At 58.0% G+C, this 17868-nt stretch carries 20 protein-coding genes; 14 read left to right on the top strand and 6 right to left on the bottom strand.

What is annotated here, in order from left to right; translation table 11 throughout:
- Window positions 1-6: 6 nt before the first annotated feature.
- Genes Q0746_RS14065 through gatC form a run of 4 tightly spaced genes read right to left on the bottom strand, consistent with a single transcriptional unit; the run spans window position 7 to window position 3208 of the window.
- The gene (locus Q0746_RS14065) at window positions 7-693 is read right to left on the bottom strand and encodes an N-acetylmuramoyl-L-alanine amidase (protein WP_298261370.1); all 687 of its coding nucleotides are present in this window, start codon (window positions 691-693) and stop codon (window positions 7-9) included.
- Between the two features lie 4 nt (window positions 694-697).
- Window positions 698-1405, bottom strand: a complete 708-nt coding sequence (locus tag Q0746_RS14060) for a hypothetical protein (RefSeq protein WP_298261368.1) — start codon at window positions 1403-1405, stop codon at window positions 698-700.
- 34 nt (window positions 1406-1439) lie between these two features.
- Window positions 1440-2921 carry an Asp-tRNA(Asn)/Glu-tRNA(Gln) amidotransferase subunit GatA gene (gene gatA, locus Q0746_RS14055; protein ID WP_298261366.1) on the bottom strand — a complete coding sequence of 494 codons (1482 nt, stop codon included), beginning with the start codon at window positions 2919-2921 and terminating at the stop codon, window positions 1440-1442.
- Entirely contained in the window at window positions 2921-3208 is a 288-nt protein-coding gene (gene gatC / locus Q0746_RS14050; RefSeq protein ID WP_298261363.1) for an Asp-tRNA(Asn)/Glu-tRNA(Gln) amidotransferase subunit GatC, read from the bottom strand. Before gatC ends, gatA begins: the two co-directional genes overlap by 1 nt.
- 226 nt (window positions 3209-3434) lie before the next feature.
- On the opposite strand from gatC, the gene Q0746_RS14045 reads away from it, so the two are divergent.
- Window positions 3435-3830, top strand: coding sequence for a GFA family protein (locus Q0746_RS14045; RefSeq protein WP_298261361.1), 396 nt, complete (start codon window positions 3435-3437; stop codon window positions 3828-3830).
- An 18-nt stretch (window positions 3831-3848) separates the two neighbouring features.
- On the opposite strand, the gene Q0746_RS14040 is transcribed toward Q0746_RS14045, so the two are convergent.
- Window positions 3849-4298 (bottom strand): nucleoside deaminase, encoded by a 450-nt coding sequence (locus tag Q0746_RS14040; RefSeq protein WP_298261359.1) that lies wholly within the window; start codon window positions 4296-4298, stop codon window positions 3849-3851.
- Between the two features lie 52 nt (window positions 4299-4350).
- On the opposite strand from Q0746_RS14040, the gene Q0746_RS14035 reads away from it, so the two are divergent.
- On the top strand, window positions 4351-5139 hold the full coding sequence (locus Q0746_RS14035) for a pseudouridine synthase (protein WP_298261357.1): 789 nt from the start codon (window positions 4351-4353) through the stop codon (window positions 5137-5139).
- Here the strand turns inward: Q0746_RS14035 and Q0746_RS14030 are convergent.
- The gene (locus Q0746_RS14030; RefSeq protein WP_298261355.1) at window positions 5136-5735 is read right to left on the bottom strand and encodes a ferric reductase-like transmembrane domain-containing protein; all 600 of its coding nucleotides are present in this window, start codon (window positions 5733-5735) and stop codon (window positions 5136-5138) included. The two genes, Q0746_RS14035 and Q0746_RS14030, sit on opposite strands and share 4 nt — an antisense overlap.
- Window positions 5736-5969: 234 nt before the next feature.
- Here Q0746_RS14030 and Q0746_RS14025 point away from each other — a divergent pair, with 234 nt between their 5' ends.
- The 12 genes from Q0746_RS14025 to Q0746_RS13970 all read left to right on the top strand — a co-directional run bounded on the left by Q0746_RS14025 (window position 5970) and on the right by Q0746_RS13970 (window position 17847).
- Window positions 5970-6794: a TerC family protein gene (locus tag Q0746_RS14025; RefSeq protein ID WP_298261354.1), complete on the top strand. Its 825-nt coding sequence runs from the start codon at window positions 5970-5972 to the stop codon at window positions 6792-6794.
- Window positions 6795-6946: 152 nt separating this feature from the next.
- A complete protein-coding gene (locus Q0746_RS14020) occupies window positions 6947-7840 on the top strand; it encodes a 5-bromo-4-chloroindolyl phosphate hydrolysis family protein (RefSeq protein ID WP_298261352.1) in 894 nt (297 codons plus the stop codon).
- A 2-nt stretch (window positions 7841-7842) separates the two neighbouring features.
- Window positions 7843-9030 (top strand): toxic anion resistance protein, encoded by a 1188-nt coding sequence (locus Q0746_RS14015; RefSeq protein ID WP_298261350.1) that lies wholly within the window; start codon window positions 7843-7845, stop codon window positions 9028-9030.
- A 3-nt stretch (window positions 9031-9033) separates the two neighbouring features.
- Entirely contained in the window at window positions 9034-9984 is a 951-nt protein-coding gene (locus Q0746_RS14010) for a DUF2927 domain-containing protein (RefSeq protein ID WP_298261348.1), read from the top strand.
- 26 nt (window positions 9985-10010) lie between these two features.
- Window positions 10011-11138, top strand: coding sequence for an SPFH domain-containing protein (locus Q0746_RS14005; RefSeq protein WP_298261346.1), 1128 nt, complete (start codon window positions 10011-10013; stop codon window positions 11136-11138).
- 73 nt (window positions 11139-11211) lie between these two features.
- Entirely contained in the window at window positions 11212-12321 is a 1110-nt protein-coding gene (locus Q0746_RS14000) for a TFIIB-type zinc finger domain-containing protein (protein WP_298261344.1), read from the top strand.
- 16 nt (window positions 12322-12337) lie between these two features.
- The gene (locus Q0746_RS13995; protein ID WP_298262142.1) at window positions 12338-13258 is read left to right on the top strand and encodes a carbohydrate kinase; all 921 of its coding nucleotides are present in this window, start codon (window positions 12338-12340) and stop codon (window positions 13256-13258) included.
- On the top strand, window positions 13255-13698 hold the full coding sequence (gene dtd, locus Q0746_RS13990; RefSeq protein WP_298261341.1) for a D-aminoacyl-tRNA deacylase: 444 nt from the start codon (window positions 13255-13257) through the stop codon (window positions 13696-13698). Before Q0746_RS13995 ends, dtd begins: the two co-directional genes overlap by 4 nt.
- A gap of 55 nt (window positions 13699-13753) precedes the next feature.
- Window positions 13754-15406, top strand: a complete 1653-nt coding sequence (locus Q0746_RS13985) for an AMP-binding protein (RefSeq protein ID WP_298261339.1) — start codon at window positions 13754-13756, stop codon at window positions 15404-15406.
- A 4-nt stretch (window positions 15407-15410) separates the two neighbouring features.
- Entirely contained in the window at window positions 15411-16178 is a 768-nt protein-coding gene (locus Q0746_RS13980) for a 5-oxoprolinase subunit PxpA (RefSeq protein WP_298261337.1), read from the top strand.
- The gene (locus tag Q0746_RS13975) at window positions 16178-16837 is read left to right on the top strand and encodes an allophanate hydrolase subunit 1 (protein WP_298261335.1); all 660 of its coding nucleotides are present in this window, start codon (window positions 16178-16180) and stop codon (window positions 16835-16837) included. The genes Q0746_RS13980 and Q0746_RS13975 overlap by 1 nt, the downstream gene beginning before the upstream one ends.
- Window positions 16834-17847, top strand: coding sequence for a biotin-dependent carboxyltransferase family protein (locus Q0746_RS13970; protein ID WP_298261333.1), 1014 nt, complete (start codon window positions 16834-16836; stop codon window positions 17845-17847). The genes Q0746_RS13975 and Q0746_RS13970 overlap by 4 nt, the downstream gene beginning before the upstream one ends.
- Window positions 17848-17868 lie beyond the last annotated feature (21 nt).

Here is a 17868-nt window from a genome sequence, read left to right as displayed (position 1 = left end):
TTCCGCCTACGCGCCGTTGCGGGTTTGGTCAATCCCGAAGTCACGCGCCAAGCTTTGCGCCATGGACACGTCGCGGGCGCTTACCGGCCCCACAGCGGTCGGGTTAAATCGCGACCTGAAACTGGCCAAAACGGTCTGCGGCGCCACATCTTCGGGATAACCAAAATCGGTGGCGGCCTTCACAAAGTGGCGCATATCCGCAGGCGCATCACCTTCTTGTGGCCAAATCGCCAAACCTTGGCGGGCCAAGCGACGCCAATCAAACTTCACTCCTGGGTCAATCTTGCGCTCTGGCGCGAAATCCGAATGCGCGATCACATGGGACGCCGGAATTTCCCACCGCGCCATGATCCCGCGCAGCAGAACTTCCAAACTATCCATCAAAGGCGCTGAAAACGGCACAAATCCGGTATTCGACATCTCAATTCCGATAGAGCGCGAATTGACATCCCCCTGCCCGCGCCACGTGCCTGCGCCCGCATGCCATGCCCGTTTTTCCTCATCCACCATCTGAATGACATGGCCATCCTTGCGGATAAGATAATGGGCTGACACCTCATTGTCGGGGTTGCACAGCGTCCGGCAGGCCGCCTCGCAGCTTTCCATGGCGGTGTAATGCAGCACGACCAATGTGGGGCGCGCGCCGTTCTTGCGCTCTCCGAAGTTCGCAGAGGGACGCCATTCCGGCGTCACCTTCTTAGCCCCTGTTGGCCACGTTGCGGTAGACCGCAGGGTTCCAACCACAGGCGTAACCATCCCCGTCTGGGTCGACGCCCAGCTTGTCTTTCTTAGGGCCACCTGCCTTCAAAAAGGCGTCCTGCGCAAGCTCTGCGGAGCGATATGCGCCACAGGCTTTGGCCGCCTTATTGGAAGAAAACACCGAGCGGCGATACTGCTTTTGCCCGACCGGATGGCTAGTTTTCAGCGCGAACTCAATGGGAGTTTGTGCGCCGCCACCTGGGCGCGACGGAACAGCCTTCGGCGCAATCACCTGATACTGCGCACTTTGCGCACGGCGACGTTCGGCATCGCTTTCGATGCTTTGACGCCCAGACACAGCTTGGAAATCCTGCTCGTCAGAGATTGTGGGGTTGTCGGTGGTTGGGGCGTTCGGAGAGGTGTTTTGAATGCCTGCGGGCACAGATTCCCCGCGCGCTGGCTGCGCGGATGTCCCGCGCACCGCCGCAACAGCGTCACTTGCGGTTTGCTGTGCTGGCGTCGCCTCAGCCGGAGGGGCCACAGTGGTCTGCCCCGAACGCTGTGCACGCAGCTCCGCGTCGCGGGCCTGCTTTTGCGACAGATAGGTGTCGTAGTCATCAAACCCGACCCCAGCACCGCTGTCAGGCACGGGAGCCGCACATGCTGCCACGCCGGCTGCGATCAAAACTGCAAACAAACTACGCATCTTACGCCTCACCTTTTCTAACTTGCGTGGAAGATTACCACCATTTTTCGGGCTTCGCCACAAAACCGGCGGCCTGCTCCAACGCATAGGCGGTGTTGAGCAAATCGCCCTCTTCCCAAGGGCGCCCAATCAGCTGCAATCCAAGCGGAAGCCCTTGTTTATCTAGCCCTGCGGGCACCGAAATGCCCGGCAAGCCCGCCAGATTGACTGTGACCGTAAAGACATCGTTAAGGTACATCTGCACCGGATCTGCGTCTTTCATCTCGCCTAGGCCAAAAGCCGCCGACGGGGTGGCGGGCGTCAAGATCGCATCGACACCTGCGGCGAACACGTCCTCAAAGTCCTTCTTGATCAAGGTGCGCACTTTCCGCGCGCGGTTGTAATAGGCGTCATAGAAGCCCGCGCTTAGCACATATGTGCCGATCATAATGCGGCGCTGCACCTCTGGGCCGAAGCCTTCGGCGCGGGTTTTCTCATACATCTCGGTGATGCCGTCGCCTTGGCCAATCTTGGCGCGGTGGCCAAAGCGCACCCCGTCATAGCGCGCAAGGTTGGACGAGGCCTCGGCCGGTGCCACCACATAGTAGGCAGGCAGCGCGTATTTGGTGTGCGGCAAGGTGATGTCGACGATCTCGGCGCCTGCGTCTTTCAACATGGTGGTGCCATCGGCCCATAGCTGCTCGATCTCGGCGGGCATGCCTTCCATGCGATATTCTTTGGGAATACCGATTTTCTTGCCGCGAATGTCACCCGTCAAAGCGGCCTCAAAATCTGGCACCGCCAGCTCGGCGCTGGTCGAATCCTTCACGTCATGCCCCGCCATTGCGCCCAGCATGATCGCCGCGTCGCGCACAGATTTGGTCATCGGGCCCGCTTGATCCAGCGACGACGCGAAAGCCACAACACCCCAGCGCGAGCACCGACCATAAGTCGGCTTCAGGCCTGTGATCCCGGTAAAGGCTGCCGGTTGGCGGATCGAGCCGCCCGTGTCCGTCCCAGTGGCCGCCATGCACAGGTCAGCCGCAACAGCGGATGCAGAGCCGCCCGAAGATCCGCCCGGCGTCAGGTTACGGTCATCGACCTTCCAAGGGTTCACCACGTCGCCGTATACGGAGGTTTCATTGGATGAGCCCATGGCGAATTCATCCATGTTCAGCTTGCCCAACATGACCGAGCCCGCATCCCACAACTGCTGCGTGATGGTGCTTTCATATTCCGGCTTGAAACCTTCCAAGATGCGCGAACCCGCTTGGCTGTCGACACCTTTAATGCAGAACAAATCCTTGATACCCAAAGGAATTCCGCACATATCCGGCGCGTCCCCTGCCTTGATGCGGGCATCAGCTGCCGTGGCCTGAGAGCGGGCGATATCAGCGGTATTATGTACGAAGGCATTCAACGCGCCAGCGCCTTCAATCGCGTCAAGGCAAGCATTCGTCAGCTCAACAGAGGTGACATCCCCTTTGCGCATTGCATCGCGGGCTTCGGCGATGCCGAGTTTGTTCAGATCAGACATTATTCAACCACCTTTGGCACGGCAAAAAAGCCTTCACGCGCATCAGGCGCATTCTTCATCACAGCTTCGGGCTGCGATCCATCGGTCACCACATCTTCGCGGCGCTTCAGGCGCTGCGGGGTGACGGACGTCATCGGCTCAACACCGTCAACATCTACCTCATTGAGCTGTTCCATGAAGGAGATAATCCCGTTCAGCTCATCTTTGAGCTTTGGCAGGTCTTCTTCAGGCACGTTGATGCGGGCCAGCTTTGCCACACGGGCGGCGGTTGCGGTATCGATGGACATGAAACTCTCCTTGCCAAACTTGCCCCCCGTTTAGCGCTGCGCTTGGCGGGCTTCAAGCGTCTCAATGGCGGGGCCACAATTTGACCAGCGCAATCGCCTTGAGGCGCAGGAAGCAGAGCCCATCGCGAATGTCCAAACGGACCGCCCGAAGCCTGTCGTTTTTTCATTGCCATCACATCAATGTTCACTTTATGTTCACGTCAAATTAGCCACAAAGGACTTAGCCATGATTGAGGGAAGTTGCTGCTGCGGAGCAATCAAATTCGAGTTGCTTTCCCCCCCGTCGATGATTGGAACCTGCCATTGCTCCAGATGTCGGAAACTGGGGGCCAGCACCATCGCCTTCATCAAGCAGGGCGACCTTCGGTGGGTGCAAGGGCGCGATCAGGTGCAAACCTTTGAACCGGCTTCACCCTATATTTACACGCGCTGTTTTTGCAAATTATGTGGTTCCTCTTTGGGTGAAATTCTGTCCTCTGAAGACAGCTTCCCCATTGCGGCGAATACTATTGATAGTGACGTCAATTGGAAGACCCAGTTTCACGAGTTCGTTGGCGAAAAGCCTTCGTGGTATGAGATTTGTGACGATGCGCCTCAAAACATTGGTCACCCGCCTGTGTAGCGAAAAGTAGATTATGGCCTAACGCCGCGCCGCGAAAAATTCGGTCAGCAGCGCTTCGCAAGTCTTTGCGTCTATTCCGTCGTACACTTCTGGGGTGTGGTGCGATTGAGCGTGCGAAAACACGCGCGCCCCATGCGCAGTGCCGCCGGACTTGGGATCTGACGCGCCGTAATACACCCGTGCCACGCGTGCAGCCGCAATCACCCCCGCGCACATGGCGCATGGCTCGAGCGTCACATATAGGTCGCAGCCGATCAGCCGCTCCGCACCCAGCGCCGCACAGGCGGCGCGCACGACCAACATCTCTGCATGTGCTGAAGGGTCGTTCAATTCCCGCGTCCGGTTTCCCGCCGAGGCCAGCACGTCCCCGTGGGGCGACACCAGCACCGCGCCCACAGGAACTTCGCCGCGATCCGCAGCCAGTCGCGCTTCTTTCAGCGCCAATTCCATATGTGAGGTAAACACCATGACTTCGGATACCCCCTTCACAACGCCACGCCAAGGGCGTAGGCCCACCTATATGAGCAATGACACACCCAAAGGCGACCGTATCGCCAAAGTTCTGGCCCGCGCCGGCGTCGCCTCGCGCCGCGGCTCCGAGGCGATGATTGAAGCTGGACGCGTAACTGTGAACGGCAAGCAAATCCTGTCGCCTGCCCTTAATGTAACCAGTGACGACGAGATCGTGGTCGATGGCAAACCTCTGGCCGAACCGGAACCCACGCGCCTGTGGAGATACCATAAGCCGCTGGATTTGGTGACATCCGAATCTGATGAAAAGGGCCGCGAGACGGTCTTCGACTCTTTGCGGGGCAAGCTCCCTCGTGTGGTGAGCGTGGGCCGTTTGGACATCAACTCTGAGGGGTTGCTGCTTCTGACCAATGATGGTGCCTTGAAACGCCAGTTAGAGCTGCCTTCAACCGGCTGGCTGCGCAAGTACCGCGTCCGCGTGAATGGCACACCAGAAGATCACACGTTGGAGCCACTGCGCCGCGGCGTCATCTCCGAGGGCGAGAAGTTTCAACCCATGGAGGTTGAATTTGACCGCCAACAAGGCGCCAATGCTTGGCTAACCGTCGGGCTGCGCGAAGGGAAGAACCGCGAAATCCGCCGCGCCATGGGGGAAGTTGGCCTGAAGGTGAACCGTTTGATCCGCATCAGCTACGGCCCGTTCCGCCTGAATGATTTGCGCCCTGGTGAATTTGAAGAGGTCAAAGGACGCGTGTTGCGCGAACAACTTGGCACGCGCAAAGACAACGAAAAGCCGATGCTGAAGAAGAAGCCTGCCCCGAAACGCCGCCGCAACTAAGCAGCGGTGCGGTGGCGTCTGGTTCGTCTCAGCCCAAGATGAACCAGCTTGGCCACGAAAAACACCATCATCCAGAACAGCACCCGCTGCGTGTTATGGTCGATCAGGTACCAATGTAGAAAAGTAAGGCCCGCTGCCGGATACACCCATTGGTGCAGCGGCTTCCACCTGCGCCCCAAATGACGGATCGCCCCTTGATTGGATGTGGCCGCCAAAAGGGCAAACACCGCGAAGGCCACCCACCCCGCCGCAAGGTCGAGGTAGCTGGCCTCGAAGATAATCTCGTCGAAGCTGCCGATTTCGATTGCGTAGTGAACGACGTGAAGCACCGCATAGATAAAGCTACCAAGCCCGAAATGCTTGCGACGTCCGCGCAGCCAACGCCCAAAGGCCTGCCCGCAGCCCAAGACATTTATCACCAGCAAGGCGGGCGTCACCATGAGCGTCAGCGCCAGCAGCTGCACCGACAAGACGCCGGTGTCGTTCATCATCTGGGCGTAATACCAACTGTGGTCAAACAGCCCCCAAATCGTGAAACGCCCAGGGATCAACATCACCAGATACAGCATTGGGATGGAATGGAGGATTCGCGTCATGGCACATTTGTTTCGTTGGAACACCCGCCAAAGAAAACGCGATCCTTTGCCCGAAGACCAGAGGCGTCACATCAAACACAAGCCATCGTGATCACCCCCCTGCGCCGCACCGACAAAAACAGGCCAATCCAAGCCACAGTTTTCGATCAAGGTGACATCACGCAAACCTGTAACCTTGCTCCTGCCACCATGTTCTGTATGCCTATTGGTAACGCGAATTAACGGAGGCTCCCAATGGCCGATCTTATTACCGCCGAAAACATCGGCAACCTGCTCATGCTTTGCTTTTTGCAAGCGGTGCTAGGCTTCGACAACCTGCTCTACATCTCCATCGAAAGCCAACGCGCACCGGTTGCGCAACAAAAGGCCGTGCGCTTTTGGGGCATCATCATCGCCGTCGCCCTGCGCGTCATCTTGTTGTTCTTGATGGTGGAGCTGTTGGGTTCCCTGACCGAGCCATTCTACATCTTCAATTGGGAAGGCGTGCTGACGGGCGGTGTCAACTTTGCCACCTGCGTGTTTGTCTTTGGCGGCATCTTCATCATGTATACGGCGGTGAAAGAAATCAGCCACATGTTGTCGGTGGAGCATCTGGATCACGACGTCGAAGGCAAATCGGGTAAATCCGCGGCAAAGGTGGTCGCACTTATCGTTTTCATGAACCTTATCTTTAGTTTCGACTCCGTGCTGTCTGCCATTGCGATCACCGACGTGTTCCCCGTTTTGGCCGCAGCGATCCTGCTGTCGGGACTTGCGATGCTGGTGCTTGCAGACGGGGTGACCGAGTTTTTGCAAAAGAACCGCATGTATGAGGTTCTGGGGCTGTTCATCTTGCTTATAGTTGGGGTTGTATTGCTTGGGGAAGCCGGCGTTGCTGCGTCTCACGCGATGCATGACGAAACGCTGGCATTGAAGATCTTTGACTATCCGGTGATCCCGATGTCGAAATCAACATTCTACTTCTCTGTCGTGGTTCTCTTTGCGGTGGAGTTCATCCAGTCCGGCTATGCCAAGAAACTGGCGGCCGAGCGCAACAGCACACAAACCGGAAACCACTGACTTCTGGTAAGTTGCACGGCGAATGCCTATGTTCGCCGTGCAAGATACTTCAAAACGACCATCGGGGGTGGTATGTCTGCCAACGCATTTCAAAAGATCTCTTATGTGCTGCTCTTGGTGCTGGTTGCCATGGCAAGTGCGGGCATACTCTGATGGCCCAAAAATATGGTGGGCAGTTCAGCCCAGAAGGCAACGGCCGCGCGCCCTTAAACAAGCCCAAAGCCCCCCGTTTTGCCGGTAAGAAGCCAGCTATCGGGCGTACCCGCGCAAACTTTCTGTTTCTTGCAGGGGCCCCTTTGTTGTTTGCATCTATTGGCGACGGCGCGACCGATATGGCCGTGGCCCTTGGTGCCTTTGCGTTCATCGCCCTAGGCGCATGGCTGACCAGAGAAGGCATCGACGCGCAAAACGCCTATGAAGCACGCACGGTCGCACGCCGTCCTGCGATACCGCGCAAAATTTTCGGCGCCATCGCCCTTGGCTTGGGCGTGGCGACCGCCACCTTCGACACAAGTGTGATGGACGGGGTTCTCTATGGCGTCATCGCCAGCGTGCTGCATCTTATCGCCTTTGGCCTTGACCCGATGCGCGACAAATCTGTGGAGGGCGTCGACACCTTCCAAGCAGACCGTGTCGCCCGCGCCGTCGACGAAGCAGAGCGCCATCTGAGGGCCATGTCCGACGCCATCGCCACCACAAGCGACCGAGACGTGACCACCCGTGTCGAGCAATTCCAAGCCACCGCGCGCAGCTTCTTTCGCACGGTGGAGAATGATCCGCGTGACCTGACCAGCGCGCGCCGCTATCTGGGCGTCTACTTGCTGGGGGCCAAGGACGCGACAATCAAGTTTTCCAAACTTTATGCCCAAGGTCGGGATCCCTCGGCCAAGGCTGATTACACCTCGCTTCTTGACGATCTGGAGGCAAATTTCACCGCGAAAAATCAGGCACTTCTGTCCGATAACCGCACCGATCTAGATATTGAAATTGATGTGCTGCGCGACCGTTTGCAGCGCGAAGGCATCCGCCTGAACGAAGGGGAATAACCATGTCCGATACAGTCCGCCAGAAAGCCCAAGAATCCACGCAAGCGTTGGAAGAATTAGCAGCGGTTGTCTTAAAGGAGCCTTCAACCGAGTTGGTTGTGCTGGCCGAAGCCGATGCGCCTGTGGCCGCCGAAATTCGACGCCGCATGGACGAGATCGACATGAGCGACACCAATTCGATCGTGTCTTTCGGCTCTGGCGCGCAAGCCGGCCTGCAAGAGATCAGCCAATCGATGCTGGCCGACGTGAAGAACAAGGACGTGGGCCCCGCAGGCGGTAGCTTGCGCGATATCGTGACCACCATTCGTGGGTTCTCAATTTCCGAAATGGATATGCGCCGCGAGCGGTCGTGGTGGGAGAAACTGCTGGGCCGCGCAGCGCCTGCTGCGAAATTCATGGCACGCTATGAAGGCGTCCAAGGCCAGATTGACATGATCACCGACAACCTGCTGTCGCATGAACATACCCTGTTGAAGGACATTAAGTCGTTGGACGTCTTGTATGACCGGACGCTGGATTTCTACGACGAACTGGCGCTCTATATCACCGCAGGTGAGGAAAAGATCGCTGAACTTGATGCCAACGATATCCCTGCGAAAGAGGCCGAAGTCAGAGCCGCCGACGAGAATGCGCAAGTCATGGTCGCCCAAGAACTGCGCGACATGCGCGCTGCCCGCGATGATCTGGAGCGCCGCGTGCATGATCTGAAGTTGACGCGTCAGGTGACCATGCAGTCCCTGCCCTCCATTCGTTTGGTGCAGGAAAACGACAAATCCTTGGTCACCAAGATCAACTCGACCCTCGTGAACACCGTACCTTTGTGGGAAACCCAACTGGCACAAGCGCTGACGATCCAGCGCTCTTCCGAAGCAGCGGCTGCTGTACGCGACGCGAATGACCTGACCAACGAGCTTCTGACGGCCAATGCTGAAAACCTGCGCACGGCCAACAAAGCTGTTCGCGAAGAAATGGAGCGCGGTGTTTTCGACATCGAAGCCGTCAAGCAAGCCAACGCGGATCTTATCGGCACCATCGAAGAAAGCTTGGCCATCGCTGATGAGGGCAAGCGCAAGCGTGCTGAAGCTGAGGTTGAGCTTAAAGCCATGGAAGGCGAGCTGCGCGATACGCTTGCCTCCGCCACTGCGCGCGGCTCTGCTTCAGGTCACAATATCGGCTCCTCTGCTGGTTGAGTGATGCGAGGGGCGCTTCATATTGCTCTTGCTGGGCTGATGGCGGTAACGCTGTCGGCCTGCGACGAGCCTTTGACCAGCCCCCGCCCCGCGCAACGCGTGGTTCCAGCACCGCCGCCCCCTACACCGAAAATTGTGACGCCATCGGCGCGCTCAACGGAGCTATCCGCTTACTACGCCCAAGTTCAGCGTAGTTTGCTGACGCAAGGGCTTTTGCGGACGGACGGCGGCGGGATCGACACGCCCTACTCCAAGCGGCAATTGGTGGACAACTTCGTTCGGATCGGAGTTTTCAACGAATTCACCTTAGTCAATGGCGTATTCACCAACGCGCCCTCCGAGGGCCGCGTACAACGATGGGAAAAACCCGTCAACATCTCTATGCAATTTGGCCCTTCGGTTTCCGCAGCCATCCGTTCTCAAGACAAAAAGACAGTCGCGGGGTATGCGCAGCGGCTTTCTCGGGTTGCCAAAGCTCCGGTTGGGCTGACCCGTGGGGCGGGCAACTTTCACGTAGCAGTACTGTCGGTTGACGAAATAGAAAGCTTCGGCCCAGAGTTGATGAAACTGATCCCCGGATTGGACGCGAGTTTGGCCTCGCAGATCACCACCATGGCAAGGCCCATATATTGCACCGTTTACGCATTCTCGGACGCCGATACCCCTGACAGTTTCCATTCGGCAGTCGCTATTGTGCGCGCGGAGCACCCCGATCTTCTTCGCAAAAGCTGCTACCATGAAGAGATCGCGCAAGGTCTTGGTCTCAGCAACGATAGCCCCGCCGCTCGTCCTTCGATCTTTAATGACGACGACGAATTCGCGCTGCTGACACGCCACGACGAGCTTCTCTTGCAAATCTTGTATGACGAGCGCCTGCCGCTCGGCTCAACTCCTGCCCAAGCCCGCCCGATCATTGAAGTGATTGCAGCGGAATTGCTGGGCGGCGAAAGTTAACCCGAACACCATTCAGTGAGGACCACATGGGTATTTTTGATTTTCTAACCGGCGAGTTCATCGACGTCATCCATTGGACGGATGACACCCGCGACACCATGGTTTCCCGCTTCGAGCGTGAAGGCCATGAAATCAAATACGGCGCCAAACTGACGGTCCGCGAAGGGCAGTCCGCTGTGTTCGTGCATGAAGGTCAATTGGCGGATGTGTTCACGCCGGGCCTGTACATGCTTGAGACGAACAACATGCCGATTATGACGACCCTGAACCATTGGGATCACGGTTTCAAATCGCCCTTCAAATCGGAAATCTACTTCGTCAACACCACGCGGTTCAACGACCTGAAATGGGGCACCAAGAACCCCATCATGCTGCGTGACCCAGAGTTTGGCCCGCTGCGCATTCGGGCGTTCGGCACCTATTCGGTGCGCGTCACCGATCCGGCCTTGTTCTTGCGCGAAATCGTCGGCACGGATGGCGAATTCACCATGGACGAGATCAGCTACCAAATCCGAAACATCATCGTGCAAGAGTTCACCCGAGCCATTGCCTCGTCGGGCATTCCGGCGCTGGATATGGCTGCAAACACCGGCGACTTGGGCAAGTTGATCGCCACCGCCATTTCCCCGATTGTCGCGAATTATGGCCTGACGATACCGGAATTCTACATTGAAAACATATCCCTGCCCCCCGCTGTTGAGGCCGCGTTGGACAAGCGCACCTCTGTGGGGATCGCGGGTGATTTGGGCAAATTCACCCAATATTCTGCCGCCGAAGCGATGACCGCTGCCGCCTCCAATTCCGGTGCTGCTGGCGGGGGCATGGGTGCAGGGATCGGAGCAGGTCTGGGCATGGCAATGGCCGGACAGATGGGGGCCGCGGGCCCTTGGGGCCAAGCGCCGCAACCTGCCGCGGCACCTGCAGCCCCTCCTCCACCGCCGCCTCCGGTGGAGCATGTTTGGCACATTGCCGAAGCTGGCGAGACGAAGGGCCCCTTCTCCAAGGCCGCGATGGGGCGCATGGCATCCGAGGGCACATTGACCCGCGAAACAATGGTTTGGACCGCAGGCCAAGACGGCTGGAAAACAGCAGACGACGTGCGCGAGCTGGCGCAGTTGTTCACCATTCTGCCACCGCCGCCCCCGATGGCGTAACGTAACTTGGGCGGGGGGCTAACTCCCGCCTTTTCAACACCCTGCAACGCGACCACGCGGAAATACCCACGCAATGAACGACAACCCCCTCGACAAAACCGGTCCCGACTCCGAGCACCGCTTTCCTTGCGATACCTGTGGCTCTGACCTGCGGTTCGACCCAGCCGATAACGCGTTGAAATGCGATCACTGCGGCAATGTGGAGCCGATGTTGGAAGCGGTGCATAGCACCATCAACGAATTGGACTTCAACACTGCTGTGAAGGGGGATTTGCGCGAACAGGACATGGAAGAGACCCGCGTCTCACAATGCCCCAACTGCGGTGCGCAAGTGGAGTTCGATCCGGTCAGCCACTCCGCCGAATGCCCGTTCTGCGCCACGCCTGTTGTCACTGACACAGGCACGCACCGCCACATAAAACCGCGCGCCGTATTGCCCTTTGAAGTGGCCGAACGCGACGCGCAAAAGGCGATGGTAGATTGGTTGGGCAAGCGCTGGTTTGCACCGAACGGATTGCAAGAATACGCCAAGAAGGGCCGGAAACTTGAGGGCATTTATGTTCCGTTTTGGACCTATGACGCCGACACAAAGACCAGCTACACAGGCCAGCGTGGCAAAATTTACTATGAAACCCGCACCGTGATGCGTGACGGCAAGCGTCACCAACAACGCGTTGCCAAAACCCATTGGTCGGCGGTTGGTGGGCGTGTGGCGCGGTTTTTCGACGATGTGCTGGTCCTTGGGTCAACGTCGCTGCCGAAAAGTTACACCGACGCGCTTGCCCCTTGGACCCTGTCGCAACTGGCCCCCTATACGCCCGAATATCTCGCGGGGTTTCGCGCAGAAGGCTACACAATTGGTCTGGAACAGGGCTTTGTAGAGGCCCGCGCCAAAATGGACGCGATGATCACCCGCGACATTCGTTTTGACATTGGCGGCGACAAACAGCGCATTACCTCTGCCAACACCACCGTAAAGGATGTCACCTTCAAGCATATTTTGCTGCCGGTCTGGATGGCCGCCTACAAATACCGCGGCAAGACCTACCGCTTTGTGGTGAACGGGCAAACTGGTACAGTTAAGGGCGAACGCCCATACTCTTCCTTCAAAATCGCGGTTGCAGTTATCATTGGCTTGATCATCGCCTTGGCAGTTGGCTATGCAATGGCGCTAAACCAATAGAAAAAAGGGGGCAATGATGATCTTATGTTGCGGTGAAGCGCTTATCGACATGTTGCCCCGCACCTCCCAAGAGGGCGAACAGGCCTTCGCACCCTATGCCGGTGGCGCGGTGTTTAACACCGCCATCGCCTTGGGCCGCCTGAGCGCGGCTCCTGGTTTTTTCTGCGGCCTGTCCACTGACTTGTTTGGGGAAATGCTGGACCGCAAGCTGGTCGAGGCAGGTGTGTCATCCGATCTGGCCTTTCGGTCCTCGCACCCCACCACATTGGCCTTTGTGCGTTTGAACGATGGCCATGCCACCTACACGTTCTACGATGAGAACAGCGCCTTGCAAGTCATGACGACCGACGATTTGCCAAGTTTGCCCGACACCGTTTCAGCATTGTTCTTTGGCGGTATTTCCTTGGCCGGAGAGCCTTGCGGCACTGCCTATGAAGCTTTGATGACCCGCGAGGCTTCTGCGCGCGTCACCATGATTGACCCGAATATCCGGCCTTCCTTTATCACCGACCGCGACACATACGTCACGCGGATCAAATCCATGATGTCCATGGCAGATGTGGTAAAGCTAAGCGACGAAGACCTGCACTGGCTGGAGGGCGAAGGTGACTTGGAACGTCTTGCGCAGGATATTATCGCACGCGGCACCAAGGTTGTGCTGATCACCCAAGGCGCAGACGGCTCCATCGGGTACACAGCCCAACACCGTGTCCATGTTCCCGCACGCACTGTCGAAGTGGTCGACACGGTTGGGGCGGGCGATACGTTCAACGCGGGTTTTCTTGCTGGCCTGCAACGGGCGGAAGCCTTGCGTAAATCCACCCTCGGGACTTTGCCCGCAGATGTTTTGCGCGACGCATTGGTCATGGGCAGCACATGCGCTGCAATCACCGTGTCACGCGCGGGGGCCAACCCGCCATGGGCGCATGAGGTATGAGGACGCTTGTTCAAAGGGTGTCCCAAGCCTCGGTTTCGGTGGATGGAGCGCAAATTGGAAAATGCGACGCGGGCTTGCTCATACTCGTTTGCGCCATGGCCGGCGACACGCCAGAGCAAACGGCGAAAATGGCGTCGAAGATTTCGAAGCTGCGGATATTCAAGGATGACGCTGGAAGGATGAACCGCTCGCTTGTGGATATTGGCGGCGCGGCGCTGGTGGTCAGCCAGTTCACCTTGGCGGCGGACACCCGCAGCGGCAACAGGCCTGGCTTCTCGACCGCTGCAAGACCTGAAGAAGGCCGTGCATTATATGAAAAATTCGCCGCGGATTTGGCCGATCTTGGCGTTCCCGTCGAAACCGGCGAGTTCGGAGCCGATATGGCGGTCAACCTGACGAATGACGGCCCCGTTACGATCTGGCTGGACGACGCGAAATAGCCCCTTGGCGACGGTTTTTCCAGCGAGTAAGTTCGCGCTTAGGGAGAACATCACCATGAACAACAGACGCCCCGCCGACGGATTTTCGCACGTTCAAGGGGCAACAGATACGCCCCTTCTAGACCTGACGATCCCAGCTTTACTGGATCAAACGGCACAGCGACTGCCAGATCACGAAGCCTGCGTTTTCACCAAGCAAAACATCCGGTGGACCTATGCGGAGTTTGCCAAGCAGGTTGACCGGCTTGCGGCTGGTTTTCTCAAGCTTGGCATTACCAAAGGGGACCGCGTCGGGATTTGGTCTCCCAACCGCGTTGAATGGGTTCTGACGCAGTTTGCCACCGCTCGGATCGGGGCTGTTTTGGTTTGCATCAACCCCGCCTATCGCCAATCGGAACTGGCCTACGCCTTGGACAAAGTCGGGTGCACTGCCTTGGTCACCGCCCAAAAGTTCAAGTCCTCGGATTACGTCGCGATGATCCGCGCCTTGGACCCCAAGCCTGCCCCCTTGCGCCACCTCATCGCCATGGGCGACGCGCCCGAGGGCTTTTTGTCCTTTGACGGCATTTTCTCGGATGACACTGGCCCCTTGGATGCCATCACGGCGACCTTGCAACCGGATGATGTCATAAACATCCAATATACCTCCGGCACCACAGGTCACCCGAAAGGCACCTGCCTCACGCATCGCAATATCGTCAACAACGCCTATTTCACCACCGCGACCATGGGGTTTTCGCAGGCCGATCGCCTTTGCATCCCCGTCCCCTTCTACCACTGCTTCGGCATGGTCATGGGGACATTGGGTTGCGTCGCGCATGGGGCGACGATGGTGGTTGCAGGCGAGGGATTTGAGCCGCTTGATACATTGCAAGCGGTCCATGACGAAAAATGTACCGCCCTCTACGGGGTTCCGACCATGTTCATCACCGAACTGGCGGTGCCCGAGTTTGACAGCTTCGATTTGTCTCATCTGCGCACAGGCATAATGGCGGGCGCCCCCTGCCCGCGAGAAGTCATGGTTCAGGTCCAACGCGACATGAACATGAAGGGCGTGACCATCGCCTATGGCATGACCGAAACCTCGCCTGTGTCCTTCCAATCGGGCCTTGATGATCCCTTGGACAAACGGGTCGGCACCGTGGGGCGCATTCACCCGCATGTTGAAGTGAAGATCGTGGCCGAAGATGGCGCGACGGTCCCTGTGGGCACGCAGGGCGAGCTTCTAACCCGCGGGTATTCCGTCATGCAGGGGTATTGGGGCGAAGACGCACAAACCTCCGAGGCCATCCGTGATGGCTGGATGCACACCGGTGACTTGGCCACCATGGACAATGAGGGCTACGTAAAGATAACCGGACGGGTAAAGGACATGATTTGCCGCGGGGGGGAAAACATCTATCCGCGCGAAATCGAGGAGTTCTTGTTCACCCACCCAGATGTGGCGCAGGCGCAGGTCTTCGGCATCCCTGACACCACTTACGGGGAGGTTGTATGCGCGTGGCTGGTGTTGAACGAGGGCCGCAGCCTGACCGACGAAGACATTCGCAGTTTTTGCAAAGGTCAGATTGCACATTACAAGCTTCCGCTGCATGTTCGCTTTAAGGATGAGTTGCCAATGACGGTAACCGGAAAGCCGCAAAAATTCGTCATGCGCGACGCCATGCTTGCCGATCTTGGGCGCGCGGATGATAGCACTCAAGGGTAGTTTTATGACACGCCGAATAGATTTGAACTCCGACCTAGGGGAAAGCTTTGGGCCTTGGTCCATGGGAGATGACGCAACAATGCTGTCAATTGTCTCCAGCGCGAATATCGCTTGTGGCGGTCATGCCAGCGACCCTGAAACCATGTTTAAAACGCTTCAGCTCGCTCATGAGAACGGCGTCACAATTGGCGCGCATCCGGGATATAACGACCGCGAAGGCTTTGGGCGCAGGGTCATCCCCATGCCCACGCAGGACGTTGGCCGCATGGTCGCAGCCCAGATCGGCGCGCTTCAGGCTTTGTCCAAAATGGCGGGCACTCAGGTGAGCTATGTGAAGCCACATGGCGCCTTGGCCAATCTCGCCTCCGTCGACCGAGACGTCGCAGATGCGATCATCTCGGCGGTCGCGACCGTTGATCCCGCGTTAAAGGTCCTTGCCATCTCTGGCATGCAACTGGAGCAATCCGCGCGGGACGCAGGCTTGCCGGTGTTTTCCGAAATCTTTGCGGATCGCGGTTATCTGTCTAGCGGCCAATTGGTTCCCCGCGGGCAAGACGGGGCGATGATCCACGATCCTGACGAGGCCTCGGACCGGCTGCTAAAGTTTCTAGAAACGGGGCTCATGCCTGTCATCGACGGGGACCCGATCCCGCTTGATGCGCATTCCATTTGCGTTCACGGAGACAGCGACGGTGCCGTAGCTATGGCCCGCATGATTCACCAGAAACTTTCGGCGGCAGGGGTTTCGATCACCGGTTTTTGCGACCCGTGATGCAACCTTGTTTTAAACCGGTGGCGGATCACTCCCTTTTGGTTGAAGTGTCTACCGAGATCAGCGAAGAGGCAAATCACACCGTCCTTGCCTTGGACAAGGCAATCATTGAGGCGCGGATCGACGGCTTGCAAGAAGTCGTCCCTGCCTTGGTCAATCTTTTGGTGATTTTTGACCCGCTTACGACGGATCACGCACAGGTTGAGGCAAGAATCCGCGCCCTACTTCCGATCAAATCAGCTGGGCAAAGCGCCTCTCGTCATCACGTTCTTGATGTTTGCTACGATAGCGAACTCGCCCCCGATTTGGCTGCTGTCGCCAAGGCGAGTGGCCTGTCGACGGAGGCGGTCATCTCGGCGCATTGCGCGGCGCAATACCGCGTTGGAATGTACGGCTTTGCACCAGGTTATGCCTATCTGGCGGGCGTTCCCGAAGCCATTCAAGTTCCTCGCAAAACGGCCCCAGTGCGCGACATTCCGGCAGGTCGGGTGATGATCGCAGGGCCCCAATGCTTATGCACAACCTTAATCATGCCAACGGGGTGGTCGATCATTGGGGCCACCTCGGCCAAGATCATCACCGGAGACCCCGAGCAGCCGTTTTTGTTCAAGGTTGGGGATAGTGTTTCCTTTAACCGCATCCGCCGCGAGTCCCTATGAGTAGCGCCCATCTTCGTGTGACCCACGCCGGCCCTTTGGTCTCTGTGCAAGACGCAGGTCGATTTCGCCAATTGCGCTACGGGGTGTCGCCCTCCGGCCCGATGGACCGCGCGGCGCATGCAATTGCCAATGCGGCCCTTGGGTATCCAGAAGACGCGACAGCCATTGAGGTCTCGTTAGGCGGGCTAGTGCTGGAGTGCCGCGAAGGCGCTGTTACCTTCGCCATAGCAGGTGGCGCGTTCTCGGTGAACTGCGGCGGCAAGGCGTCCGCCTCTTGGGGCGTGCACACGCTTCACGAAGGGCAAAAGCTCACCATTCGCGGCGGCAGCTGGGGCAGTTGGTGCTATGTCGCATTCGCCGGAAACCTGTCGTCGCAAGATTGGCTGGGGTCGACAGCGACGCATTCAATGACCAAGTTTGGCGGCGGGCTATTGCAGTCCGGCCAGACCCTTGAAATCACGGACGCAAAGGTGCTTGCGGATCGGGTGGGTGATCTGCCCTGCCCCGCGTTTGCACATCCCGATGGGACTGTTCATGTCGTCGTAGGGCCGCAAGACCAGCATTTTCCGCAGGCCTCCATCGAGACATTCCTAAACACGGCCTATCGGCTAACCGATAAGTTCGACCGCATGGGCCTGCGCCTTGATGGCCCGATATTAGAACTGTCCGAGGCGCTTTCCATACCGTCGGAACCCATTGTGCGGGGCTCTGTCCAAGTGTCCGGTGACGGGGCTCCGACGATCTTGCTATCCGATCACCAAACCATGGGGGGCTATCCCAAAGTTGCCACTGTGGTGTCGTGTGATTTGGACCGCCTTTGCCAAATGCGCGCTTCGGATCGCGTGAAATTCGTGGCCGTCACCCCAGAGCAAGCCATTCAATTGACCCGCGCGGAGGCCACGCGTCGGCGCGACTATATGGACGAGTTATCCCTTCCGCGCACAAGCCTGACGGAACGCCTGTTGAGCGAAAACCTTGTCAGTGGCGTGATCAACGCAACTGATCGCTAGACACTAAAAAGGGCGCGAGGC

This window comes from uncultured Litoreibacter sp., from assembly GCF_947487515.1.
In the GTDB taxonomy this organism is placed as follows: Bacteria; Pseudomonadota; Alphaproteobacteria; order Rhodobacterales; family Rhodobacteraceae; genus Litoreibacter.
The sequence above is the reverse complement of the archived record's forward strand: the minus strand, read 5'-3'. Positions and strand labels throughout refer to the sequence as shown.